General features: G+C 68.0%; 19 protein-coding genes and 1 rRNA gene. 11 read left to right on the top strand and 9 right to left on the bottom strand.

Annotation, left to right across the window (positions count from 1 at the left end; translation table 11 throughout):
- Nucleotides 1-57 precede the first annotated feature (57 nt).
- Entirely contained in the window at nt 58-1,587 is a 1,530-nt protein-coding gene (locus tag NQ038_RS08070) for an aspartate aminotransferase family protein (RefSeq protein WP_257062345.1), read from the top strand.
- Between the two features lie 138 nt (nt 1,588-1,725).
- Here the strand turns inward: NQ038_RS08070 and NQ038_RS08065 are convergent, their stop codons facing one another.
- A complete protein-coding gene (locus tag NQ038_RS08065) occupies nt 1,726-2,418 on the bottom strand; it encodes a TRIC cation channel family protein (RefSeq protein WP_257062344.1) in 693 nt (230 codons plus the stop codon).
- 410 nt (nt 2,419-2,828) lie between these two features.
- Here NQ038_RS08065 and NQ038_RS08060 point away from each other — a divergent pair, with 410 nt between their 5' ends.
- Complete coding sequence (locus tag NQ038_RS08060) at nt 2,829-4,208, top strand: pyridoxal phosphate-dependent aminotransferase (protein ID WP_306427853.1); 1,380 nt, start codon at nt 2,829-2,831, stop codon at nt 4,206-4,208.
- A 103-nt stretch (nt 4,209-4,311) separates the two neighbouring features.
- Nucleotides 4,312-5,013, top strand: coding sequence for a HutD family protein (locus tag NQ038_RS08055; protein ID WP_257049036.1), 702 nt, complete (start codon nt 4,312-4,314; stop codon nt 5,011-5,013).
- 108 nt (nt 5,014-5,121) lie between these two features.
- Here the strand turns inward: NQ038_RS08055 and NQ038_RS08050 are convergent, their stop codons facing one another.
- The 5 genes from NQ038_RS08050 to efeU all read right to left on the bottom strand — a co-directional run bounded on the left by NQ038_RS08050 (nt 5,122) and on the right by efeU (nt 12,167).
- Nucleotides 5,122-6,009: a hypothetical protein gene (locus NQ038_RS08050; RefSeq protein ID WP_257062342.1), complete on the bottom strand. Its 888-nt coding sequence runs from the start codon at nt 6,007-6,009 to the stop codon at nt 5,122-5,124.
- A gap of 176 nt (nt 6,010-6,185) precedes the next feature.
- Nucleotides 6,186-7,676: an MDR family MFS transporter gene (locus tag NQ038_RS08045; RefSeq protein WP_257049934.1), complete on the bottom strand. Its 1,491-nt coding sequence runs from the start codon at nt 7,674-7,676 to the stop codon at nt 6,186-6,188.
- A gap of 136 nt (nt 7,677-7,812) precedes the next feature.
- Nucleotides 7,813-9,084 carry a Dyp-type peroxidase gene (locus NQ038_RS08040; RefSeq protein ID WP_257062341.1) on the bottom strand — a complete coding sequence of 424 codons (1,272 nt, stop codon included), beginning with the start codon at nt 9,082-9,084 and terminating at the stop codon, nt 7,813-7,815.
- Nucleotides 9,085-9,280: 196 nt separating this feature from the next.
- Nucleotides 9,281-10,492 carry an iron uptake system protein EfeO gene (gene efeO / locus NQ038_RS08035; protein WP_257062340.1) on the bottom strand — a complete coding sequence of 404 codons (1,212 nt, stop codon included), beginning with the start codon at nt 10,490-10,492 and terminating at the stop codon, nt 9,281-9,283.
- A gap of 49 nt (nt 10,493-10,541) precedes the next feature.
- Nucleotides 10,542-12,167 (bottom strand): iron uptake transporter permease EfeU, encoded by a 1,626-nt coding sequence (efeU, locus tag NQ038_RS08030; RefSeq protein ID WP_257049931.1) that lies wholly within the window; start codon nt 12,165-12,167, stop codon nt 10,542-10,544.
- Between the two features lie 181 nt (nt 12,168-12,348).
- Between efeU and NQ038_RS08025 the strand changes: the two genes are divergently transcribed.
- The 6 genes from NQ038_RS08025 to NQ038_RS08000 all read left to right on the top strand — a co-directional run bounded on the left by NQ038_RS08025 (nt 12,349) and on the right by NQ038_RS08000 (nt 20,570).
- Nucleotides 12,349-12,975, top strand: a complete 627-nt coding sequence (locus NQ038_RS08025; protein WP_257049930.1) for a DNA-3-methyladenine glycosylase I — start codon at nt 12,349-12,351, stop codon at nt 12,973-12,975.
- A gap of 46 nt (nt 12,976-13,021) precedes the next feature.
- Nucleotides 13,022-14,377 carry an SLC13 family permease gene (locus NQ038_RS08020; RefSeq protein ID WP_257062339.1) on the top strand — a complete coding sequence of 452 codons (1,356 nt, stop codon included), beginning with the start codon at nt 13,022-13,024 and terminating at the stop codon, nt 14,375-14,377.
- A gap of 423 nt (nt 14,378-14,800) precedes the next feature.
- On the top strand, nt 14,801-16,246 hold the full coding sequence (locus NQ038_RS08015) for an MFS transporter (RefSeq protein ID WP_257049928.1): 1,446 nt from the start codon (nt 14,801-14,803) through the stop codon (nt 16,244-16,246).
- A gap of 176 nt (nt 16,247-16,422) precedes the next feature.
- The gene (locus tag NQ038_RS08010) at nt 16,423-18,168 is read left to right on the top strand and encodes an AMP-binding protein (RefSeq protein ID WP_257062338.1); all 1,746 of its coding nucleotides are present in this window, start codon (nt 16,423-16,425) and stop codon (nt 18,166-18,168) included.
- A 78-nt stretch (nt 18,169-18,246) separates the two neighbouring features.
- Entirely contained in the window at nt 18,247-19,782 is a 1,536-nt protein-coding gene (locus NQ038_RS08005; protein ID WP_257062337.1) for an aldehyde dehydrogenase family protein, read from the top strand.
- A gap of 71 nt (nt 19,783-19,853) precedes the next feature.
- The gene (locus tag NQ038_RS08000; RefSeq protein WP_257049925.1) at nt 19,854-20,570 is read left to right on the top strand and encodes a DUF6226 family protein; all 717 of its coding nucleotides are present in this window, start codon (nt 19,854-19,856) and stop codon (nt 20,568-20,570) included.
- Nucleotides 20,571-20,615: 45 nt separating this feature from the next.
- Here the strand turns inward: NQ038_RS08000 and NQ038_RS07995 are convergent, their stop codons facing one another.
- On the bottom strand, nt 20,616-21,749 hold the full coding sequence (locus NQ038_RS07995; protein ID WP_257062336.1) for a TIGR00730 family Rossman fold protein: 1,134 nt from the start codon (nt 21,747-21,749) through the stop codon (nt 20,616-20,618).
- A 253-nt stretch (nt 21,750-22,002) separates the two neighbouring features.
- Between NQ038_RS07995 and NQ038_RS07990 the strand changes: the two genes are divergently transcribed.
- Nucleotides 22,003-22,632, top strand: a complete 630-nt coding sequence (locus NQ038_RS07990; protein ID WP_257049923.1) for a DedA family protein — start codon at nt 22,003-22,005, stop codon at nt 22,630-22,632.
- 163 nt (nt 22,633-22,795) lie between these two features.
- Here the strand turns inward: NQ038_RS07990 and NQ038_RS07985 are convergent, their stop codons facing one another.
- The gene (locus NQ038_RS07985) at nt 22,796-24,094 is read right to left on the bottom strand and encodes an amidohydrolase (RefSeq protein WP_257062334.1); all 1,299 of its coding nucleotides are present in this window, start codon (nt 24,092-24,094) and stop codon (nt 22,796-22,798) included.
- A gap of 170 nt (nt 24,095-24,264) precedes the next feature.
- On the opposite strand from NQ038_RS07985, the gene NQ038_RS07980 reads away from it, so the two are divergent.
- Nucleotides 24,265-24,909, top strand: a complete 645-nt coding sequence (locus NQ038_RS07980) for an NAD(P)-dependent oxidoreductase (RefSeq protein WP_257059978.1) — start codon at nt 24,265-24,267, stop codon at nt 24,907-24,909.
- Between the two features lie 281 nt (nt 24,910-25,190).
- Here the strand turns inward: NQ038_RS07980 and rrf are convergent.
- Nucleotides 25,191-25,307, bottom strand: a 5S ribosomal RNA gene (rrf, locus tag NQ038_RS07975).
- Between the last annotated feature and the right edge of the window lie 8 nt (nt 25,308-25,315).

The raw sequence follows: 25,315 nt of genomic DNA, 5'->3' as shown, positions 1-25,315 counted from the left end.
ACCTCGCCCGCACTCATAAGACGCTCAAGGACGCGTCCGGCGTGCCAGACTAGGCGTATGAGCCGTGAAGCGAACCTCCGCCAGGGGTCCAGTCCCGAAGATTCCGAACTGATCCGCCGCCGCAATGCCGTCCTGTCCGACTCCTACCGCCTGTTCTACGAGCACCCGGTGGAGCTGGTCAGGGGCCAGGGCGCGCGCCTCTACGACACGGCCGGCCGCGAGTACATCGACATGTACAACAACGTCCCCAGCATCGGGCACTCACACCCGCTGGTCACCGAATACGTCTCGCGCCAGCTGTCCACCCTCAGCACCCACACGCGCTACATCACCCCCGTCGTGGTGGACTATTCGGAGGCGCTGCTGGCCGAATTCCCGCCGGCCCTGGACCGCGTCACCTACGCCTGCACCGGCTCCGAGGCCGTCGACCTGGCCGTGCGCATGGCCCGCTATTACACGGGCAACCGCGGCATCATCGTCACCTCGCACGCCTACCACGGCACCACCACCGCCTCGGCGGAACTGTCGCCGAGCCTGGGCGACGGCAATGCGCTGAGCCCCTTCGTCGAACTCGTCGAGCTGCCCGACACGGCGGTTTCGGCGGCTTCCCCGGCCGAGGCCTCGGCCGCCTTCGCCGCGGCCGTCGAGTCCGCCGCCGTCCGGTTGCAGGAGATGGGCGCGGGACTGGCCGCGGTGCTCATCGACTCGATCATGTCCTCGGACGGAGTGCGGCCCGATCCGCTGGGGTTGCTGCCGGCGGCTGCCGCCGTCGCGCACCGCTACGGGGGCCTCTACATCGCCGACGAGGTCCAGCCGGGCTTCGGGCGCACCGGCACCATGTGGGGCTTCGCGCGGCATCCGGCCGAAGTCGGCTCAGATGACACAGCGGGCGCGGCGGACACTGCCGGCACTGTCGGCACTGGCGCGGCGGCAACCTCGGCAGGGGCCGGGGCCGAGTCCTTCGTGCCCGATATCGTCGTGCTGGGCAAGCCGATGGGCAATGGCATGCCGATCTCGGCGGTGGTGCATCGGCGCGAGGTCGGCCGGAAGTTCGGCCAGAACGTCCGCTACTTCAACACCTTCGGCGGCAATCCCGTGTCGATCGCGGCCGCCCGCGCGGTGCTCGAGGTGATCCGCTCCGAGGACCTCCCGGCGCACGCGCTGCGCTTGGGCGATCGACTGGCCGACGATCTGAGCCGGCTCACGGCCGACCGGACGCTGAACATGAGCGCCGGCGCCGAACGGAGCGGGGCCTCGGGCGCGCAGTCCCCCGCGGCCGGCACGACGTCCGGCGCTGCAGTCGGCGCAGTGCCCTCTGCAGTCGGAGCAGCCGACGGCGCGGACCCCCGGTTCGCGCCCGTCCGGCACGCGGGGCTGTTCCTGGGCCTGGACGTACTGGACGAATCCGGTGCCCCCGACCCGGCCTCGGCGAACCGGTTGGTCAACGAACTGCGGGAGGCCGGAGTGCTGATCTCGGCCTCGGGCCAGGCGGGCAATACGCTGAAGGTGCGCCCACCCCTGGCCATCACCGAGCCGGACGTAGACCGCTTCCTGGACATCTTCGCCACCCTCCTCCCCCGTCCCTGAGTTCCACTACAACCTGAATGGTCGATATATCGGCGATTTCGGGCAAGATTCGACAATTTGGGTTGTAGTGGAACGTGAGGAGGGAGGGGCGCTCGCTTCGCCAGTCGCTTCGCCGCACCGACGAGGCCTCACCGCAGCTCACTGTCCGTCGGGACCGCCGCGGAAGACGTCGTCGGTGCGGCTGCGGCGGCGGGTGCGCAGGCCCTGGTAGGACCATTGCCGCATGGGTGATGGCACATGCCATTGCAGCTTCCACGCCGTCATCCGGAAGGCGAACACTAAGGCCGCGATGATCAGCCCGGTCCACAGGTTGAACCAGTCCAGCCGGCACACCGCCGCGGTCAGCGCGCACCCCACCGCCGACGGGATCATGTACAGGTCGGAGCCGTTGAACACCGCCGGCAGCTCATTGGCCACCACATCGCGCAACAGGCCGCCGCCGCAGCAGGTGATCAGCCCCAGCACGATCGCGGCGGGCACATTGACCTCGAAGTCCAGCACCCGCACCACGCTGGTCATGCAGAACAGGCTCAGCCCCAGCGCGTCGAAGACGATGATGAGCGTGCGCAGCGGCAGCACGCGCTGCCCCAGGAAGTACACGAACACGGTGCTGAGCACCGGCGGGATCAGGTACAGCGGATTGGCCAGGGTGACGGGGAAGGTCACGAGGATGACGTCGCGGACGATCCCGCCGCCCAGGCCGGCCAGCGCGCCGAGCACCAGCCCGCCGGTGATGTCGATGTTGAGCCGGGCGGCTAGCAGGTTCCCCGACAGGGCGAAGGCGAATACGCCGGCCAGGTCGAGGATGAGCAGGATCGTCTGGGAGTCCACGACAGTCGATTGTATCGGGGCGCGCCTTCCCACTCGCCGTTCCACTCACCTCCCCACCCACGGCTCCGTCTGCCGCCCCCACCCGCCGCCACGGGACGTCCCCCTGGGACGCCCAACCTTGGGCCTGCCATGGCACCGGCCCGGCTACCCCAAGCGCACCCGGCGTCCGGGGGCCGAGGTCCCGGCCGGAACCTCGGCCCCCGGAACCTTTGTGCTGCCGCGCCAGCGCGCCAAAGGCACCCAGGTCGAACCTTTTGGAATGCGGTTGTGCAACGACGTTGCGCGTAGGCTGGGGCGCGGACCGTCACACTGGACGCGGTTCGGAGCCGGGCCGGACGGCAGCAAGACATGCCGCCGCACCCCGACCGGCGGACGCGGCCACCACGCAGACAACCGAGGAGTTCCCACCCATGTTCAAGCAGTCGGACAAGCTGGCCAATGTGCTCTACGACATTCGCGGCCCGGTCCTGGACGCCGCGGACAGCATGGAGGCAGCCGGCCACCGCATCCTCAAACTCAATATCGGCAATCCGGCACCCTTCGGCTTCGAGGCCCCCGATGCGATCCTCGTCGACATGATCAAGGCTCTGCCCACCGCGCAGGGCTACAGCGATTCGCGCGGCATCCCCTCGGCGCGCCGCGCGATCGTGCAGTACTACGAGACGAAGGGCATCCACAATCTGTCCTCCGACGACGTCTACATCGGCAACGGCGTCTCCGAACTCATCACCCTGAGCCTGCAGGCCCTGTGCAACCACGGCGATGAGATCCTCGTGCCGGCGCCGGACTACCCACTGTGGACGGCCTCGGTCGCACTGGCCGGCGGCACCCCCGTGCACTACACCTGCGATGAGTCCAACGGCTGGATGCCCGATGTCGAGGACATCCGCGCGAAGATCACGCCCAATACCAAGGGCATCGTCGTCATCAACCCGAACAACCCCACGGGTGCGGTCTATTCGGAGGAAACGCTGCGGCAGATCGTGACGCTGGCCGCCGAACACGAACTGCTCATCTTCGCCGACGAGATCTACGAGAAGATCACCTACCACGGCACGCAGATGACCAATATGGCCACGCTGACCGGGGAGGACGTCCTGTGCCTGACGTTCTCCGGGCTGTCCAAGGCCTACCGGGTGGCCGGCTACCGCTCGGGCTGGCTGGCGATCACCGGCCCCAATTGGAAGGCCACCAGCTATATCGAGGGCATCAAACTGCTGGCGAATATGCGGATGTGCGCCAATGTCCCCGCCCAGCACGCGATCGCCACGGCGCTGGGCGGCTATCAGTCGATCGACGCCCTGGTCCTGCCGACCGGCCGGCTGGGCGCGCAGATCGACTTCAGCTGCAAGCGGCTCAACGAAATCGACGGGGTCAGCTGCGAACCCGCCGAGGGCGCGCTCTACCTGTTCCCCAAGCTGGACGTGGAGAAGTTCGGCATCGTCGACGACGAGCGCTTCGCCCTGGACCTGCTCAAGGAGCAGAAGATCCTGGTCAGCCACGGCACCGCCTTCAACTGGACCGCGCCCGACCACTTCCGGCTCGTCACCCTGCCCTCGGTCGAAATGCTGTCCGAGGCCTTGGACCGGCTCGAGGAGTTCCTCGACGGCTACCATCAGCATGCGCAGGGCGGGCCGCGGACCATCACGCTCGGCGGCGCTGCCGCAGGTGCTGCGAGCGCGGATCCGGCGGCCGAGGTGCCCGCGGGTTCCGCGGACGTGGCCACCCCGGCTGCGGCTACCGCCGAGCCCTCCGAGGCCAAGGTGTCCGAGCCGGCCGCCGCTTCATGAGCCAGCACCGCTTCATGAGCGAACACCGTTTCGTGAATGCGTGCAGGGGCCGACGGGTGATCGACCTCGTGGACGACCGCGCGAGTGCTTTCGGAAGCACGCGGTGATTGCCGACGGCCGAGCCCACCCGGCCCGCCGCTTCGCCGAGCTGGCCGGCGCACCCTGGGCCAATGGCGCGGGCACGACGACCGAGTTGATCGGCTACGCGGAATCATCCGAGCTGCCGGGCCCGCCGAGTACGCCGGTGCCCGGCCGGGCAGGCCGTGCCGAGGCGTCTGGCAGGGCCGAGGTCCCGGCTATCCCAGCCGTGGCCTCGGCTGGGGCAGCCCCGCTGCAGTGGCGGCTGAGCGTGGCCGAATTGCTCGCGCCCGCCCCGTTCTCCGCGCTGCCCGGAGTAGCGCGCACCTTCGTGGCAGCCGACGGTCCGGTGGTCCTGAGCATCTCCGGACGCCGGACCGCCGTGGCGCCGGGCCGGGCCGTGCGCTTTTCGGGCTCCGAGCCCGTGGAGCTGCTGGCGCTGGAGCGCCCCTGCCACGCCGTGAACCTCATGGTCCGCAGCGCGTCCGGGCAGGCCTCGGCCCGCGGCGCTTCCGGGCTGGCCACTTCGACCACCGATCCGGGCCGGACCACGGGCCCGATTCAGGCCACTCACCTACCGGTCGCCTCACCCATCGCCCCGGGCCTGGTCGACATGCACGTCGTGGACAATGGTTCCACCCGGCGCGCCGTCGTCACCCTCGCCGGGCACCCCATAGCCGAGGTCTCCCTCGACGGCACCTTCGACCTCTACATTCCAGCGGCCTGAGGCCCGGACCGTCTGCCTCCCCGCATCGCATGCGCAAACCTGCAGCACATACGCGTCTATGCGTATGTGCTGCAGGTTTGCGCATGTAATGACCCGGGCCCGGCCCAATCACCCCAGTAGCGAGTGCAACAACAGGGGTTCGGTGCCGGCCAGCCCCCGCGAGAGGAAGATCCGGTGCCCGGTCGCGGGGACCTCGGCCCGGCCGGTGGCGATCTCGCCCAACGAGGCGATCTCCAGTCCCGGCAGCGAGCCGGCGCCCTGATCGTACTGGGCGGGCGAATCGGTGTAGAGGAACGCGTCGTGGGCCAGATCGGCCGGCAGCTCCGCCCCGGTGCCCAGGCTGTGCACCATCGCGTCCGGCGTCAACCAGTCGGTTGCCAGCACGGGTTCGTCCGCCGTCGTCGCGCACAGCACGATGTCCGCTCCGGTGACGGCCTCGCGCGCGTCCGAGGCGGCACTCGCCTGCGCCAGACCGAGTTCGCTCCGCGCGCGCTCGGCCAGGGAGTTCCTGTGCTCGACGTTCGGCGAGTAGATGCGCACCTCGCCGGTGTGCAGGCCGTCGACCCCGGTCAGGGCCCACAGCTGGTGGTACGCCTGGATGCCCGAGCCGATCACGGCCACGGTCACCGAACCCGCACCCAGGGAGCCCGCGGCCAGGCTCAGCGCCGCTCCCCCGAGCGCACCCGTGCGCCGCGGCCCCAACAGGGTCCCGACGAACACCGCATCGACGCTGCCGGTCACGGCACTGTGGGCGACGACGACCTCCTGCGGAGCACTGAGCTTGGGGCGCACATAGGCACGGTAGCCCAGCACCTCGGACGTCCCGCCGGTGGTGAAGACCAGACGGTCGGCGCCCACCGGGTCCACGTCGACGTTGATCCGGCTGGGCGCCTCTAGTCCACCGCGGCCGTGTTCGGCCACGGCCGCGAGCATGGTGCGAACCGCATGTGCCGGGGTCAGTTCGGCTGTGATCCTGTCATCATCGAAAAGCTCCATGCCACAAGCCTACTTGCAGCCGGACGGCGTTCCCCCGCGTTTCACCGCGTGGTCGTTTTCGGTCCACGGCTGCAGGGCCGCGGGCACCGGAGTGGCCGCCCGTCTGCAAAGCCACACATCCGCAGATCCACCCGCACCTAGGCTCACACGCAGCGCCGCTGATACGACCGAATGCCTCAGATCACCTCGCGCTCGGGATGCCCTGCACCACCGGCAGCCGGGCCCGCGGCGCCGTCCTCGTCTTCCTCCGGCTTACGCACGAAGAAGGACAGCACGACCGCCGCCACAGCGACCACCGCGGCGATCAGGAAGGCGGCACGTGCACCCGGGGCCCCGGCCTCGGGCACGGACAGGCCGCGCGAGGTCCCCGCAGCCAGGATGCCGGAATAGGTGACCGTCAGCAGGGCGACGCCGGCCGCGCCGGCGACCTGCTGCAGGGTGTTGAGCACCGCGGACCCGTGCGAGTACAGGCGCTTGACCAGCGAACCCAGGGATGCTGAGAACAGCGGGGTGAAGCACATCGCCAGGCCCAGCGACAGGATCGTCTGGGCGATCATCAGCAGCACCCAGGAGGTGTGCTCGGTCAACGTCGCATAGTAGAACAGAACCGCGGTGGCGGCCACGGAACCGGGGACCAGCAGGGTGCGGGGGCCCCGGGCGTCGTAGATCCGACCCATCATCGGGCCCAGCAGGCCCATCAGCAACGAGCCCGGCAGCAGGATCAGGCCGGAGACCAGCGCGGACAGACCTGCGACGTTCTGCAGATACTGCGGCAGCAGGGTCAGGGTGCCGAACATCGCCAGCGCCACGATCGCCATGATGATGACCGCGATCGTGAAGTTCTTGCTGCGGAACACGCGCAGGTCCAGCAGTGCGGCCTCGCGGCGGGTCAGCGCGATCTGGCGCCAGACGAAGAGGGCCAGGGCCACGATGCCGGCGGCCAGCACGGAGCCGGCCAGTTCGACCTGGCCACTACCGAACTGGCTGAGACCGAAGACGATCCCGCCGAAGGCCAGCGCGGACAGCACCACGGACAACACGTCGAAGGGGGCCTTGCGGATCTCGCCGATATTGCTCAGCCACTTGGCGCCCACGAACAGCGCGATGATCGCGATCGGCAGGATGATGCCGAACAGCCAGCGCCAGCTCAGCGCGTTGAGCACGGCGCCGGCCAGGGTCGGGCCGATCGCCGGAGCCAGGGACATGACCAGGCCGACCCGGCCCATCATCCGCCCACGCGATGCGGCGGGCACCATGTTCATGATCGTCGTCATCAGCAAGGGCATCATCACACCGGTGCCCAGCGCCTGGACCACACGACCGGTCATCAGGAGGACGAAGCCGGGGGCCACCAGGCACAGCAGAGTGCCGACGGTGAAGGCCACCATCGCGGCGATGAACACCTGGCGGGTGGTGAAGCGCTCCAGCAGGTAGCCGGTGATCGGGATGACCACGGCCATGGTGAGCATGAAACCGCTGGTCAGCCACTGGCCCAGTTCCGGCGACAGGCCGAGGTCCCGGTTCAGGTGCGGGATCGCGATCCCCATGGTCGTTTCGTTGAGGATCGCCACGAAGGCGGCGATGAGCAACACCCAGATCACGCCCATATTGAGCGTGGGCGCGGCGTGTGAAGCAGAAGACGCAGAAGATGCGGACGGTGCAGACATAAGAAAACTATTATGCCACTCTTCCACCCCTCACCAGAAGTTCCACTACGTCCCGAATTGTCGAAATCCGGGCCGAAACCCCGATATATCGACATTTCGGGACGTAGTGGAACGACGTAGTGGACCTCAGAAGGGCTCAGTCGAACAGTTCCTGGCCGATGTAGCGACCCTCGGCCGGGCGCGGGGGCAGGCAGAACAGGCCGGTGCCGCGGTAGAACACGTATTCGTTCATCAGATCCCCGAAATCCAGGCGCTGTTGCAGGCGCACATAGTGTTCCGGATCGTTGACATAGGCCAGGAAGTGCAGACCGGCGTCCAACAGCCCGCGTTCGTTCAGGCCGTCGGTGTAGTTGTACGGCCGGCGCAGGATCATCACATCGTCGTTGTTCTCCGGGGCCGACAGCGCGATATGCGAGCGGTGCGCGATCGCGGTGCCGTCATCCTCGCCGGCCGCGGCGAAGTCCGGGGTATCGAATTCCCCGTGCCCGGTCAGCGGTGCGCCGGAGTCCTTGTGCCGACCGAAGATCCGGTTCTGGTCGTCGATCGGGTCCGCGTCCCAGGTCTCCAGGTTCATCTCGATCTTGCGGCTGACCAGGTACGTCCCACCCTGCATCCAGTCCACATCGTCGTCGTCGACCCACACCCACTGCTTGAACTGCTCATCGGTCTTGACATTGCGCGTCCCGTCCTTGAACCCGAACAGGTTGCGCGGGGTGTCCTGGCCCGCCTGGGCCGAGGCCCGGCCGAAGCCGATGATCGTCCACTTCGTGGTCGCCTGGGTCCTGGCCATCCGGGTCAGCACGCGGATCGCATGATAGGCCACCTGCGGATCGTCCGAGCACGCGTGCAGGCATACGTCCCCACCCACATAGTCCTTGTCCAGGGTCGCATCGGAGGAGAACTCCGGCAGGTTCTTGAAGCGCTTGGGCCGCTTGGATGCCAGATCGAAGCGCTTGTCGAAGATCCCCGGTCCCAGCCCCAGCGTCACCGTCAGGTTCGCCGCGGGCAGGCCCTTGGCCTCGCCGGAGTCCAGCGGCTGGGCGTTGGCGCGCTCCGGCTCGATCACCGACAGCGCTTTGCCCTGCATGAGTGTGGCGATCGCCGCCGACCAGCGGGCCAGCAGCACCTGTAGCTCGCGCCCCGTGGCGATGTCCAGGTCGTAGGACATGAAGACCGAGTACTGCGGCGGCGGGGTCTGCACCCCGGCCTGGCCCAGCGGGCCGCCGGCCGTGCGGTAGAACGGCACGGTGTCCTCGCCCGAGGCCCCCGCAGAGTCACCGCCGACGCTCCGGGTGGTAGCCACGGACACCCCGCTGACCAGGCCGCCGACCACCAGTCCGCCGACTCCTCCGGCCAGCAGACCGCGCCGGCCGAATCCGGCGGGTCCGGAATCCTCGCTCTTCGTCATGTTCACCATCCTAGAAAACCCGATTCAAAACCCGCCGGTGGTACCACTTGCGCTGGGTGGCACGAGATGCGCGCGCATCTGCTGCCACCCAACGCAAGTGGTACCACCGAAAAGGCGCGGGCACCCGACCCGAGGGGCACCCGACTTGCGAGTACCACCGAAAAGGTGCGGGCGCCCGGCCTAGGGGACCGGCAGATCAGCCCTGGTGGGTTGCGATCTTCTCCGCCAGCTTGGCCAGCGGGTCCTGCAGCTTCTGCACCGACTGCGACAGCTTCTTCGAATCGGACTTGCGCAGTTCCGGCGTCCAGGCCTTGAAGCCGCCCGGCACGGACTTGTCGCGGTAGCCGTCCAGCGTCGTGTCGACGTTCTTGAACTGTTCGTCGATCTGCTTGACCAGGTCGGCGTCGATCTTCTCCAGCCCCGGCTTCAGGTTGCTGAAGGCCTGGGCCGCGCCCTCCACGTTCGCCTGGAAGTCCAGCAGGTCGAGGTGGCTGAAGGCCTCCTCCTCACCGGTGATCTTGTTCGTCTGGACCTCTTCGAGCAGGCCGGCGGCGCCGTTGGCCAGGTCCTCGGGCGTGTAGGTCAGCTTCTTGACGATGTCATCGAGCTTGACCGTGTTCGCCGCCAGGTCCTTGGCGTACTTCTTGGTCCCGTCGGTGATCTTGCCGGACTTCCACAGATCGCGCTCGACCGCGTGGAAGCCGGACCAGCCGACCTTCTTGTCGATGTTCGAGGCGCGCATATCGATCAGGTAGTCCAGGAACTGCGAATTGTCCTTCGGGTTGCCGAACTGTTCGACGGCGGACTCGGCCTTCTCGTAGAACGGACGGGCAGTGGCGTAGGCCTTCTTGGCCGCGTCCACATCGCCGGAGTCGACGGCCTCGGAGAGCTTCTTGGTCGCGTCGACCATGTAGCCGACCTGGTCCTGGACGTACGCGCCGTAGTCCTTGGCGCCGGCTTCCAGCAGGGTGCGGGTGTCGCCGCTGGGCTTGACGGCCTCGCCGGTGACCTTGAAGTCGATCTCCTCGGGGTCGCCGTTGGGGCAGTAGAGTTCGTAGTCCCCGCCGTCCAGGTTGACGCTGAAGGACACAGGAGCCAGACCCGGCGCCAGGTTCTCCTTCTCGCCCAGGATCCGGTTCTCCTGCAGCAGTTCGACCTCGATGATCGAGGACGCGGACTTGTTCTCCACGTTGAAGGTCGTGGGCCCGGCGGCCACCTCGGTCGCCGAGGTCGTGCAGACGTCCTTGCCGTCCTTGTTCTCCATCGTGATGTTGACGGTGTTGGCACCGGCCGAGGCGCTGCCGGCGGCCTTGGCGCCGTCGCCGCCGCCGGTGCCGCAGGCGGCCAGGGACAGCGACACGGCTGCCAGGGACGCCGAGGCCACGATGGCCTTGAGCTTGCTCTTCATAGTGTCTCCTTGTTTCAGGGGTTCGGGGTTCTCGGGGGCTCGGATGCCCTCAGGAACCGTTTCGGGTGGAAGGTTCTGCGGTGGCGGTGCTGCGTGCCAGTTGACGGCGTTGGCTGTAGCCCACATAGCCGGCGTAGAGGGCGGCGAGGACGAGCACGACCGGCAGCCAGACCTTGTAGAGCATGAGCTCCTTGGCCTGCAGTTTGGCGCCCGTGATCCCGTCCTTGGTGGCCTGTGCGGCCTCGGGATCGAGGCCGGCGGCCCCACCGGTCAGGGTGATGACCTTCTGGGTCTCCAGGCCACCGCCGGAGAGTTTGACGATCGTGTTCGGCGCGACCTGCGCGTCGACGATGCCGCCGTCGTAGGTGGTGACGCTGGCGTTGGCGCCGGCGGCGAGTTCGGCGGTGAACGGGCCCGGATTGCGCTGGGCGTTGACGCCCACCGGCAGCCGGCCCCCGTTGAGCTCGAGCAGCTGGTCGATCGTCAGCCGCTGCTTCTTCGCGGCACCCAGGTCCGGTTCGCGGCTCGTCTTCCAGGTCCGGAAGGCGGTGCTGCCACTGCTCGTGCTCACATCGTCTGGACCGAACTCATAGCTCGTGGTGCCCGAGGCGTCCCCCGAGCCACGCTGCCCGCCGGAGCTGCCGGACCCTTCGGATCCGCCCTGCCCGCCGACGGTCAGTTTCGCGTGCGCGTCGTCCGTCTGCTCGAAGCTCAGTTCGCTGCCATCTGCCGTGGTCACCCGACTGGCGGGGACCTCGGCCGCGGGCAGGCGCACAAAGGCCGCCATCCCGATGGCCACCAGCGCCAGTCCGGCGGCGAAGCCGAAGGACACGCGCGGGGCCAGGGCGGGGCCGGGGGTCCAGCGGGCCGGCCAGAGCAGGACCGCGAGCATCGGGAGGAGGAATAGGAAGTAGCCGATCACCTCGATCACGCGCGGATCGGCTGGAATGCCCAGCACGCCGGTGATGAGCGCAGAGCGGATGGTGCCGGGCTGGGCCAGCCAGCTCAGGTCGACGGTGCGCTGTTGGCCGATTTGGATCCAGGTGGCCTCGTGGGCGGTGCGCAGGCAGCTGACCACCAGGCCGGCTGCAACGAAGACCAGGAAGGGGCCGGTGATTTTGAAGAAGCGGCCCAGGTTCATCCGCACCCCGCCGGTGTACAGGCCCCAGCCGATCAGCGCGGCCAGGACGAAGCCCAGCACGGAGCCGAGCGCCGCCGGGCCCACCGAGCTGGAGGCCTGGAAGGTCGCCAGCAGGAAGACCGCGGATTCGAAGCCCTCTTTGAGCACGGCGAGGAAGGCCATGAGCGCCATCGCCCGGCCCCCTCCGCCGGCGCGGGAGGATTTGCCCTTGGCCAGGGCCGCGTCGGCTTCCTGCTCGAGGTCCGTCTTCATGCTGCGCGCATGGTCGCGCATCCACAGGATCATGGTGGTCACGAAGATGACGGCGACCGCGCCGATGACGGTCTCCAACATCTCCTGTTCGCGCTGCGGCAGCGCCTGGGCGACCAGTTCCAGGGTCACGCCCACGGCGATGGAGATGAGAATGGCGGCGATGACGCCCCACCACATGGCCTTCAGCGATTCGCCGCGGCGTTTGAGGAAGGTAGCGACGATGCTGACGATGAGCGCGGCCTCGAGGCCTTCGCGCAAACCGATGACGAATGTGGGTAGCACGGGTTCCTTCCCTGGCCGGTAACGCAGCCATAGACAGCCATGTAAACGTGCTCATGGCTTTGCTAAGCCTTGCCTGGGCGTTTTCATCGTACAGCGATTCGGACACGCGCTATAGCTCTTCGTCGGTGTATTCCCGTGAAAACGCTCACACCGGCGAAAAGCCGAGCCGTAGGCTGTGAGCATGGAGGCTGTGAGCATGGAACACGATGACACCGGCGATGACACCAACACGGTAGTGGGCGCCGACGGCCTGCGCCGCCCCGCCTGGGCGGCCACCGACCCGCTGCTGCGGGAGTACTACGACACCGAATGGGGCATGCCGGTGCGCGATGAGCGCGGCATGTTCGAACGCCTCAGCCTGGAGGCCTTCCAGTCCGGTCTGTCGTGGGCGACGATCCTGCGCAAGCGCCCTGCCTTCCGCGCGGCCTTCGCCGATTTCGACCCCGAGGCCGTGGCCGGCTTCGGCGACCGGGAACGGGCCGCGCTGCTGGCCGACGCCGGGATCGTGCGCAATCGGATGAAGATCGACGCGACGCTGGACAATGCGCGGGCCACCCTGGCCCTGCGCGAGCGGGGCGGGCTGGCGGACTTCGTCTGGGGCTTCCAACCGGACACCACGCCGGCCCCGCGCACCCTGGCCGAGATCCCGACCTCGTCCCCGGAGTCCGTCGCCCTGGCCAGGGCACTGAAGAAGGAGGGATTCCGGTTCGTCGGCCCCACCACCATGTTCGCGCTGATGGAAGCCGTCGGCATCGTCGACACCCATCTGCTGGACTCCCACCGGCGGGGCTCGTCCGGCATCTGGTGACACACTTAATGTGCACATGACACTAAGGTGGGGCTAAGGTGGAGTCATGCTTCCGGAAATCGTCGGCGTGGCCGGCCTCGTCATCATCTTCGTCCTGGCCATGTGGCGCGGCATCAACATGGGTTTGGTGGCCCTGGCCGCGGCCTTCCTGGTCGGCACCTTCTACTTCCACCAGGAGGCCGAGGACATCGCGGCCCAGTTCCCCACCAAGCTGCTGGTCATCCTCATCGGCGTCACCTTCTTCTTCGGCCTGGCCAAACTCAACGGCACCGTCGACCACGTGGTGCACGCGGCGATCAGGGCCACCCGCGGCCATGCCTGGGCCATTTCGTGGGTGTTCTTCCTGCTCTCGGCCCTCATCGTGGGCTCGGGCGCCCAGTCCACGGCGGTCGTGGCGATCCTCATCCCGCTGGGCCAGGCCTTCGCGCAGCGCTATCGGATCTCTCCCCTGCTGATGGGCCTGGCCGTGCTCAACGGCACCAATGCCGGCGGCTTCTCGCCGGTGGCCGTGTACTTCAACATCGTCAACACCGTGCTGTCCAAACAGCACATCGACGTCGACCCCACCGGCGTCTTCATCTGGACCTTCATCGCCAATGCGGTGATCCAGGCGGTGGCCTTCCTGGTCCTGGGCGGGCCGGGCCTGATCCGCCGCGAGCGCGCGGAACGGAACTCCCGCGCCCGGGTCCTGGCCGCCTCGGGCACGGCGGGCTCCGCCGGTTCCGCAACCGCCGGCACCGCCGTTACCGGCGCGGTGTCCGAGGCCCCCGCCGCCTCGGGCACCGCCGATCCGTCTCTGGCCCCGGCCACTCCCTGGGGCGCGAAGAACACCATCACCGTCGTGCTGTTCGCGGCGATCCTGGGCCTGGGCCTGTTCGCCCGGCTCGACGTCGGCTTCCTGGCGATCGTCGCGGCGGTCGTGCTGCTGTTGATCTACCCCGGGGACGCGAAGGCCGCGGTGGCCCGGATCGAATGGAACGTCGTCCTGCTGATCGGCGGCATCGTGACATATGTCGGGGTATTGCAGGAAGCCGGCGTCGTCGACACCATCGCCGGCGGCGTGGCCGGGATCGGCGCCCCACTGCTGGCGGCCCTCGTGCTCATGTACATCGCCGGCGTCGTCTCCGCCTTCGCCTCGACGAACGCACTGTTCGGGGTCCTGGCCCCTCTGGCCGCTCCCCTCCTGCTGGCCGGCGGCCTGCCGGTCACCGGGTTCACCATCGCGATGTGTGTGGCGGCCTCCGCAGTGGACTCCTCGCCGTTCTCCACCGGTGGCGCACTGGTCGTGGCCAATACCGAGGAGTCAAAGAAGGACGAGACCTTCCGCGGCATGATGATCTGGGGCATGGCCTGTGTGGTGGTGGTGCCCGTTGCGGTCTGGCTGGCGTTCATCGTCCTGTGATCGAACAGACTCCCCTGCCGAATCCACCCCGTTCCCGGCACCGCTGACATAGCATGTGATTATTCTTACCGAAAGGGGAGAACCCTTGCGGCGTCTGGGATCCAGGGGGTGGAAGCGCGGGAATAAGGGCCGGGTGACTTGTATTGAAAACCCGGTGATCTAAAGTGGAGACAGAAGTTCCGTGGCACAATCCGCCTTTTCACCGGCGGCCCCACTGCGGACAGGCAAGTGTTCACCCAGGGAACAGGGAGGCTGCGCTTCGTCGAGGAACAGATCCTTTGAGCGTACCGGGAAGGTCCCGGATCAAACAGTGCACCGGCCGGCGATTATTGCCCCGGTGCCCCGGTTTCAGCGCCGCGTCGACGTGGTCCGCGCGCTGTAGTTTCCGCCTCGCCGCCCTGGTTCTGGTTGCTAGGAGGAAGCATGTTCGGTCCGCATAGAAGGAAGAAGCCCTGGAAGGCCGAGGACGTCACCGTCACCGAGCCCAAGGAGATCAAGCGCGCCATCAACGCCGCTGCCATCGGCAATGTGACCGAATGGTACGACTTCGGCGTCTACGGTTATCTGGCCGTTGTGATCGAGGGGATCTTCCTACCCAAGGACTCCGGCCTGGTCGGCCACATCATCGTCGCCGGCCTGTTCGCCGTGGCCTTCCTGGTCAGGCCGTTCGGCGGCCTGTTCTTCGGCCCCCTGGCCGATAAGATCGGGCGCAACAAGGTGTTGGCCATCACCATGATCATGATGGCGGCCGGCACCTTCATGATCGGCGTGCTGCCCGACTACGCGACCGTGGGCATGCTGGCCCCGTTCCTGCTACTGGCCTGCCGCCTGGTCCAGGGCTTCTCCACCGGTGGCGAGTACAGCAACGCCATGACCTTCATCTCCGAATACGCCCCGGACAGGCGCCGCGGCTTCTTCGGCAGCCTGCTGGAGGTCGGGACCTTCGGCGGTTACGTTATGGGCGCGACCATGGCCACGGTCATGCAGGCCGTGTCCTCCGAGGACTTCCTGTACACCTGGGGCTGGCGCATCCCGTTCTTCGTCGCCCTGCCGCTGGGCCTGGTCGGCGTCTACCTGCGCTCCAAGCTGGGCGACACCCCCGCCTTCGAGGCTCAGGAGAAGGCCGAGGCCGCACAGCAGAACACCGGACAGCCGGCCAAGAAGGAGAACGCCTACAAGGAGATCTTCAAGCTGTGGCCCAACCTGCTGGTGGGCGGTGGCCTGGTGGCCGCCTGGAACATCGCGAACTACATGGTCACGGCCTTCATGCCCTCCTACTTCCCGATGGTCGCCGAGATCGAGGGCAAGGCCGGCATCTCCAATATGTCCAGCCAGATCCTGCTCATCATCGTCATGGCCGTCTGCCTGGTGCTCATCCCGGTCTTCGGCCACGCCTCCGATCGGTTCGGGCGCAAGGCCGTGATCCGCACCGGGGCCATCGGCATGATCGTCCTGTCCATCCCAGCGGTCATCCTGGTCCGCGGTTCGAATGACATCGTGGTGCTCATCGGCCTGCTCATCATGGGCCTGAGCCTCATCTGCTTCTCCGCGACGATCCCGTCGACCCTGCCCAGCCTGTTCCCCACGAAGCTACGCGGTGGGGCCTCGGCGATTTCCTTCAACGTCTCGATCTCGCTGCTGGGCGGCACCACCTCGGTGGTCATGACCTCGCTCATCGGCGCCACCGGCTTCCTCATGTGGCCGGCCATCTACCTGATGGCCGCCGGCGTCCTGGGCCTGGTGTCCGTGCACTTCACCCCGGAGTCCAACGGCAAGCCACTGTGGGGCTCCACCCCCTCGGCCACCTCGCCGGAGGAGGCCGAGGAGGTTGTCGCCGAGCTCAACAAGGAGCTCGAGCCGGCGCGCTGAGGCTCCGTGGCCGGCCGCTGAGCCGGCCACTTCCTCTACACCGGGGCCCGGGGGCCGACAGTTGTCGGCTCCCGGGCCCCGGTGCGTTGGAACACTGGCATCCCGTCATGTGATGTGGAACACTGGAAAACAGTCAAGGACGACTGTTCCAGTGGATCGAGTACGACGAGGTACATATGAGCACCAACCACACCGACCCTGCGACCCGTCAGGGGACCTCCACCGGGGACACCGGCCTGATCCCGGCCTGGGTGCGCCGCAATCATTGGATGAACCAGGTGCGCATCCATGCACTCATGGCCCCGGACGAACCGGCACTGAAGGCCGATGGCCACACCACCACCTGGGAACAGCTGAACGCGCGGATGGACTCCCTGGCCGCGGCACTACAGCGCCGGGGACTGCAAACCGGCGACCGCGTCGTCCTGCTCACGCTCAACCATGCGGAGGCGATCCTGGGCGTGCTTGGCGTCAACCGGGCTGGCGGCATCGCCGTCCCCATCAACGCCCGCCTCACCCCGCCGGAGATCGCCTATATCGTCGAGGACGCCGACGCCGATACGATCATCGTCGACCGGGCGCTGGCCCCACTGGTCGCCGGCGTCACCGGGATCAGCGAGCGGCTGCGGCGCATCATCGTCGTCGACCCTGGCGGGGTCGCGGCGGGCGACGCAGGGCAGGCCGCCGCGGCGGCCTCGGCCGCGGAAACCACAGCAGGTGCCGAGGCCGGTACCGCAGCCGGCGCACTCGAGGCGATCGGCGGGCTGCCGACCGAATCCTTCGCAGCCCTGGCAGCCGAGGACCCTGCGGGGTTCACCGCCGTCGATGTCGCGGAGTCCACCGTCTGCCTCATCATGTACACCTCCGGAACCACCGGGCGGCCCAAGGGCGCAATGCTCGACCACATCAACATGTTCGCCCAGGCCGGCACCACGAACTCCGGGCGCACCGACCCGCGCCAGGACGTCGTCATCCTGACCGCTCCGCTGTTCCACATCGCGGCCTGGGGCCAGGTCGCCGCGAACCTCGTCAGCGGGGCGCCCACCATCGTCTACCCGCTGGGCGGCTTCGACCCGGTGGACCTGCTCGACACCTATGAGCGCGAAGGGGCCACCGTCGTGTTCAACGTGCCCCAGCAATGGCAGGCGATCTGCCAGGCGGTCGCCCGCGGCAAGCCGGGACGCCCTGGCGAGGTCAAGGGCGAACCGTGGCGGCTCAACCTCAAACACCTGAGCTGGGGCGCGGCCCCGGCCAGCGAATCCGTGCTGCGGGCAATGGAGGAGACCTTCCCCGACGCCGAGGTCACCGCGGCCTTCGGACAGACCGAGATGTCGCCGGTGACCTGTTCCCTGGACGCCGAGGACTCGGTGCGCAAGATCGGTTCGATCGGCAAGCCCATCCCGACGATGGCCGCGCGCATCGTCGATCCGGCGATGAACGATGTCACCCCAGGCGAAGTCGGCGAACTCGTCTACCAGGGCCCCAACCTCATGCAGGGCTACTGGCGCAAACCAGAAGAAACCGCCAAAGCCTTCACCGGCGGCTGGTTCCACTCCGGAGACCTCGTCCGCGCCGACGACGAGGGCTTCCTCTACATCGTCGACCGCGCCAAGGACATGATCATCTCCGGCGGCGAGAACATCTACTGCACCGAAGTCGAAAACGTCCTCTTCGACCACCCAGCCGTCTTAGAAGCAGCCGTCTACGGCCGCCCCGACGAACGCTGGGGCGAAGTCCCCATCGCCGCCGTTGCGCTGCGCGAAGGAGCCCAGCTGACCCTGGACGAACTGCGCACCTGGCTCGACGACCGCCTGGCCCGCTTCAAACAACCCAAGGACCTCGTCTTCGTCGACACCCTGCCCCGCAACGCCTCCGGCAAGGTCCGCAAAGTCGACCTGCGGAGGGCCGACGCCGCGGACTGAGATCCACGGGCGGTCGGGACGGGCGGGGCAGGGGCCACGGGCGCGGGGGCCTGCCGGTGGGGACCGTAGACTGGTGATATGCCACTTCTTCAATCCCTGCAGGCCGGTCAGCCCGTCCCCTTCGGCGGAGACCGCTTCTCCACCGTCTCCCCCGAACTCGCCGCAGCCTTCCAGCCCGGCGACCGGCTGTACGTCGTGCAGTCGACCGGCAATCTGCTGCACGTCACCGCGGACGTGCACGCGCTGGTGACCGATTGCGTGGACCAGGCCGCCAAGGCCGCAGCAGCTCTGCGCACCACCCCGGCCGCCCGCGTCGTGAAGTTCTACCGGGTCTTCGCCGAACGCCTCGTCGAGCACTGGGATGCCATCGCCTCGGCCAATGCCGCCGACGTCGACCGCGCCCAGGTGCTGGGCCGCTCCACCACCCGCCTGCGGGTCGATCGGCGGATGCGCGAGGACATGGTCGCAGGCCTCGAGGCCTGGGCCGATCTGGTCGAATCCCAGGTCGAGGCGGGCCAGTCGGGCCTGGCAGGCGAGGAACTCGACTTCGTCGACCACGGCGACTGGCAGGTCGCAACGGTGACCGCCCCGCTGGGCGTCATCGGCTTCGTCTTCGAGGGCCGCCCCAATGTCTTCGCCGACTCAGCCGGGGTACTGGCCACCGGCAACGCCGCGGTGCTGCGGATCGGCGGGGACGCCCTGCACACGGCACAGGCGATCGTCGACCACGCGCTTGCCCCGGCCCTGGCGGAATCCGGGCTGCCGGCCGGCGCGCTGAGCCTGGTGCCCAGCCGTGAGCGCTCGGCCGGCTACGCCCTGTTCAGCGACCGGCGCGTCTCCCTGGCCGTCGTGCGCGGCTCCGGGCGGGCCGTCGCCGAGCTGTCCAGCGTGGCCCAGCAGGCCGGAATCCCGGTGTCGGCCCATGGCACCGGCGGCGCCTGGCTGTATGCGGACCTCGACGCCGATGCCGAGCGCTTCGCCGCAGTGGTGTGCAACTCCCTGGACCGCAAGGTCTGCAATACGCTGAACGTGGCCGCGGTCTCCCGCGCCAGGGCAGAGGAACTCCTGCCCCTGCTGGTGCAGGCGGCCGACCGGGCGGCCGCCGGGCTGCGCCCCGGCGCACGGGCCCGTATCCATGTGGCGGCGGGCAGTGGCGCGCCGCTGGGCCTGGGCTCTGCACCGGAGTCGACGGACACGATCGACGTCGTGCGCGCCGAGGGGGTCGTGGCAGAGCCGCGCATCACCGTGCTGCCGATCGACGAGCTGGGCCATGAGTGGGAGTGGGAGGGAACGCCGGAGCTCAGCGTGGTCGTCGTCGAGGACATGGACGAGGCGGTCGAGCTGTTCAACGCCTACAGTCCACAGTTCGTCGCCTCGCTCATCAGCGAATCGCCGGAGGCCCATGAGCGCTTCCGCGCCGGGGTCAACGCGCCGTTCGTGGGCGATGGTTTCACCCGCTGGGTCGACGGCCAGTACGCCCTGGGCGAGACCGAATTAGGCCTGTCGAACTGGGAGCGCGGACGGCTGCTGGGCCGGTCCGGAGTGCTCACCGGCGGAGATCTGACCGCCCGCCGCATCTTCGCCCACCACGCGGACCCCGCCCAGCACCGCTGAGTGCGAGCGTGTGAGGAGAGGAACTTAGGGGAGGGTTCCCGCGGCAAGGGCAGGCTATATACAATGGGGGCATGGAGCAGATCACATTGGATCGCCTAGCCGGCGTTTCTCCCGCCTGGCAGGCCATCCTGACCCAGGTGGATACGGTCTCCGCAGAGCTCGGAGTCGCCGGTGCCGCCTGGCGCAATCCCCACGTCAATCGGTCCGGCGTCTACACCGCACCCCCGTTCTCCTCCTACAGCCGCTATGACGACCTGGACCGTTTCCGCATCCTGTGGTCGCGTGCCGCGGCATGGGAACAGGTCATCGCGAAGAACGGTTGGGCCCAGGTTGCGACGCCTGCCCAGCGCGCGGCAATGGACTGGGCCGCCCAGCCCGGCGCCCGGCCCGTCTCCGTGACGGTCCTGCGTCCGGCGCGCCGCGGGGCCGCTCCCCTGACCCTGGCCCGCACCGGTGCCGAAGAGGGTCTGACCCCCGGCATCATCGTGGGCATGGGCAATCGCATCACCCCCATCAGTGTGCTGCCCGAGTGCGGCTGCAACGCCTGCGATGAGGGCTCCGAAGCCGTCCTGGCCCAGCTGGACTCCGCGATCATGACGGTCCTCGACGGTTCCTGCGAGGCCGTGGTGACTCGCGATTCGACGAAGATCCGCACCCCGTTCGGGACCCGCAGCACGCAGTGCGCACCTGATGAGTGCAATAACTGTCCGCTGCTCATGCGCCCGGCCGCCTGGTTCGCCGATTGGGCGCCCATGCCGATGACCGCCATCCACGGACTGGCCGCCTGAACGGGTTTCTCTACCCGCCCCAGCGGTTTCCGCCTCGCGGTTTCCCTAGCCCTGAGCGCTGGGCAGATCGGCCAGCGCCCGGATGATCCGGTGCAGTTCGCCCACCGCCCGGCGCGAGGGGCGCAACACGATCCGCGGCAGGTCCAGGCGATCCTCATCCCTGACCTCGGCCGGCAGCGGCTCGGTCCGAGCGATGGCCCCGTCTTCGTGCGTCAACCCGGCGAAGCGCTGGGACAGGTCGGCGACCTCGGCGTCGGTGGGAGTGTGCCGCAGCCGGAGCACCAGGCGGTCCCCCACCCAGCGCAGACTGTCGTAATTGCGCCAGAAGCGGGCGATCTCGGCTCCTGCGGCCTCGGCTGAATCGGTGATGAGCACCCGGTCCAGATCACCGGGCGTGATCATCCCGTATGCTTCGATGTCCTTGCGCACGAATTCTTCGAAACCGCGCCAGAAGGTTCCTCCTGGTCGGTCGAGCAGCACGATCGGCACGGGTTCGGACTTGCCGGTCTGCTGCAGGGTCAACAGTTCGAAGGTCTCGTCGAGCGTGCCGAATCCCCCGGGCAGACAGATGAAGGCACTCGATTCCTTGACCAGCATGAGCTTGCGGGTGAAGAAGTACTTCATCGAGACACTGCGCTCATCGCCGGTGATGAGCTGATTGGGCTGTTCTTCGAAGGGCAGGCGGATCGAGACGCCCAGCGAGTTCTGGACCCCAGCACCCGTCGCCGCCGCCTCCATGATGCCGGGTCCGGCGCCGGTGACGACCATCCAGTCATGGGAGGCCAGGGTCGCCGCCACATTCTCGGCCGCGTTCCACAGCGGATCGTCGCGCTGGGTACGGGCCGATCCGAAGACCGTGGCCTTGCGGACGCCTGAGTAGGGGGCGAACAGGTTGAAGGCGGTGCGCATCTCCTCAATCGCCGCCGCCGCGATCTTCGCGTCGAGGCGCCGAGCGCCGTCGCCGCCCAGGCCCAGCCCGGTCCTGATGATCCGCCGGACCAGATCCTTTTGATTCGTCGCGCCCGAGGCCGCAATCAGTTCCGCGATCCCCGCTTCGATTCGCTGGGCCGGGTCCGGGGCTGCTGCGGTCGTGTCCTTGCCGGAGGCCGGGTCTGTGGCATCGATTGTGGTGTGGGTGCGGGGCAGGGCGTCTCCATTCCTTAGATGATTCGTGCTCATGCCCCCCAGACTAGCCCGCCACACTGACACCCGGCCGGGTACCGGGCGACGCCATGGCCAACACGGGGCCAACACAGGGCCAACGCCGGTTCAACAGTGGGTGGGCCGGCGGTGGGTGGGCCGGGAGTTGATGTCCGGGGAGCGAACAGGCCGGTTCAGTCCCGGAAGCTCACCGTGTATTCTCCAGACCCTCACATACCGACAGTCGGTGAATCGGCCGGGGGCCTGCCGCGGGCCCGGTAGGCTCGTAGGTATGGAGATGAACGCCGTCGCCCACTGGGCAGTGACGCTCATGGAAAGACTCGGTGGCCCGGGAGCGGGACTGGCCATCGCCCTGGAGAACCTGTTCCCGCCGCTGCCCAGCGAGGTGATCCTGCCATTGGCCGGCTTCACCGCCAGCCGGGGCTCCTTCACCCTGCCGGGGGTCCTGTTCTGGACCACCCTGGGTTCTGTGGTCGGAGCGCTCATGCTCTACGGCCTGGGAGCCTGGCTGGGGCGCGAGAGGACCCGCAAGCTGTTCGGCGCGATCCCGCTGGTGAAGGTCGAGGACGTGGAGAAGACCGAGGCCTGGTTCGACCGGCACGGGCCCAAGGCTGTGTTCTTCGGCAGAATGGTCCCCATCTTCCGCAGCTTCATCTCGATTCCCGCCGGCGTCACCCGCATGTCCCTGCTGCGCTTCACCCTGCTGACCACCCTCGGTTCGGCCATCTGGAACACGATCTTCGTATGCGCCGGCTTCTACCTGGGCGAGAACTGGCACGTGGTCGAGGAGTACGCCGACGTCTTCCAGAAGATCGTGATCTTCGCGGTGCTGGCCTTCCTCGTCTGGTTCATCGGCCAGCGCATTCTGCGCCGCAAACCCAAACGCAGTCCGCGGCACTGACCCTCCCCCACGGTGGGGGACCAGACTGCGCTACCCACTACTCAAGCGCCCCATCTGATCAGTGGCTCCACAATGGCATGTGTGGCTCGATAACTCATGAGTTTTCGAGCCACGCATGTCATTGTGGAGCCACTCCGGGTGTACGCGGGGCCGAGGTGACGGGTCAGATCAGCGGTTCGCCCGCCTCAGCGACGATTCGGCCGCCGGAGACCACGAGTTCGCGCCGCGGCACCCGGACCAGGGCATCGGGCACGTTCTCGGCGTCGATGAGCACCAGGTCCCCCACCGCGCCGGGCACCAGGTCGTGGACCTCGCGCCCCACGAAACGCGCCGCACCGGAGCCGGCCAGGCGCGCGACCTCGGTGAAGTCCTCGTCATAGCGCACCCCGTGGATCCGGGCGAACTCCCACGCCACGCGCAGGATGTCCCCGTCGCCGTACGGCGACCACAGATCGCGGATGCCGTCGGTGCCCAGGCCGATCGGAACCTCGTGGGCGGCCATGTCCCGCCAGGGCAGAGGTGCGGCCTTCACCGGCGCCACCGTCGACCAGCTGATGCCGAGTTCCCCGAACTGCTCGACCAGCGACTGCTGCCGGGCCGCGGGCAGGTCGCCGAGCCCGAAACCGTGGGAGACGTTGACCCGCCCCTGCAGGCCCAGCGCTCTGGTCCGTTCGATGATGAGCTCGTACTCGAAGGCACCCAGCTCCGCAGGAGAGTGCAGGTGGATGTCCAAGCCACAACCGTGCCGGTCCGCGATCGCGAAGATCCCATCCAATTGCCCCACCGGGTCGCGGTCGATCGCGCAGGGGTCCAGCCCGCCGATGTAGTCCGCGCCCTCGGCGCCCGCGCGATCCAACAGGTCCAGCACTCCGGGCCGGCGCATCACGCCGTCCTGGGGGAAGGCGATGATCTGCACATCGACCGCGCCGGACAGATTCGCAGCCGCCTGGCGCACGGCGGCGATCCCGTCGAGTCCCACACCCAGGTCGACGTCGACATGGGTACGGGTCGCCGTGGTGCCGTGGCGCAGGAACTCGCGCAGCACCGCCTCGGTGGGTTCGATGCCCGGGATGCCGAGGCGCGCGCGCTCCGAGCGTTCGTGGGCGATGCGTCCCTGCGTCGTGGCCTCGCCACCGTAGGGCTCCCACGGCTGTCCCCACCAGCTCTTGTCGACGTGCGCATGGGCGTTGATGAAGCCGGGCAGGGCCAACAGCCCACGGCCGTCGACAACGGTGGCAGCCGAGGCCGCGGCACCGGGGCCGGCCTGCGACGCCCGTCCGGCACCGCCAGTGCCAGGGGTCCCCTGTGTCGCGTGACCGGTGCCGGCCGGACGAGTGGCGCTGAAGACGCCGTCGACGATGTACAGGTCAGTCGGGGCACCGCCCCACGGGCGGACGTTCTCGACCACCAGGGTGCGATTCGAAGTGGCAGCGTCTGGCCGGGGCGCAAAGGGTTTGTCCATAGAGCACAGCCTACCGATCCTCGGCCGTCGGGCGTCGGCCATCCGGCCGAGGCGAGGCGGTTTTCACTGAAGATTTCCGAGGGTGCGGAATAGCCCCCGATGCTCACACGTTCCTTTCTCTGGAGAGGTCCGGCCATCCGGGTTCGGGCCGCAGAACCGAGGAGGACGATATGCGGATCGGTGTTATCGGCGCGACCGGCATGGCCGGGTCAGCCATTTACAAGGAGGCAGTCAAGCGCGGCGAGGACGTCGTCGCTCTGGTGCGCGATGCGCAGAAGGCGCAGGATGTGTTGGGCGCCTCGGGCGAACAGGTGCAGGTTGTCGACGCCTTCGCGCTGACGTCTGCAGACGTGGAGGGCTTCGACGCCATCGTCGATGCCTTCGCCACTGCGCCCGACCTGGCCGAACAGCACATCGAACTGGCCAAGCACCTGGTGTCGATCGCGGGTGCCACGAAGCCGCGTCTGGTGTTCATCCTGGGCGCGGGTTCCCTGCTGGCCGGCGAGGACAAGCACTTCCACGTCGAGGACATCGCCAAGGTACCCGGCTCCGAGGCCTGGATCAACATTCCCAGCCAGCAGAAGTTGGAGCTGGACTACCTGCGCACGGTCGAGGGCGTCGATTGGGTGGGTGCCAGCCCGCAGGATGCCTTCATCCCCGGCGAGGCCACAACGCCCAAGCTCGGTGGTGATGAACTGATGTTCGCCGCCGATGGGAAGTCCCATACGACCAACGGGACCATGGCGATCGCGATCCTGGACGAGCTGCAGAACCCGCAGCACCGCAACACCCGGTTCACGGCCTCCGACGCCTGAGCTCCATGCCTCCGGGTCTGGTGGTGGCTCCACACACGCGCCGGTGGCAGCAAAACCCACGAGTTCTGCTACCACGCACGCACGTGTGGAGCCACCCCCGACCAAGCACGCCCAACCAGGCACCCCCACAGAAGTGACCTAGACACCGAACCGGGCGGGCACACAGCCGGCCACACGGGTCCACACACCCGCCCGTGAATGCACAAAAAGAAGAGAGCCCGCGTGCGAGCCCCACCCCACCAGGGCGGCTCAAGCACACAGGCTCCCTCATATACAAAAAATTGCGGCGGTGACCTACTCTCCCACACACTCCCGCATGCAGTACCATCAGCGCAATCGGGCTTAGCTTCCGGGTTCGGAAAGGGACCGGGCGTTTCCCCAACGCTCTCACCACCGCAAAACCACA

The sequence above is a fragment of the Brevibacterium sp. 50QC2O2 genome (assembly GCF_024580675.1).
Classification (GTDB): Bacteria; Actinomycetota; Actinomycetes; order Actinomycetales; family Brevibacteriaceae; genus Brevibacterium; species Brevibacterium moorei.
Note: the sequence above shows the minus strand (reverse complement) of the source record. Positions and strands in the feature narration are given on the sequence as shown.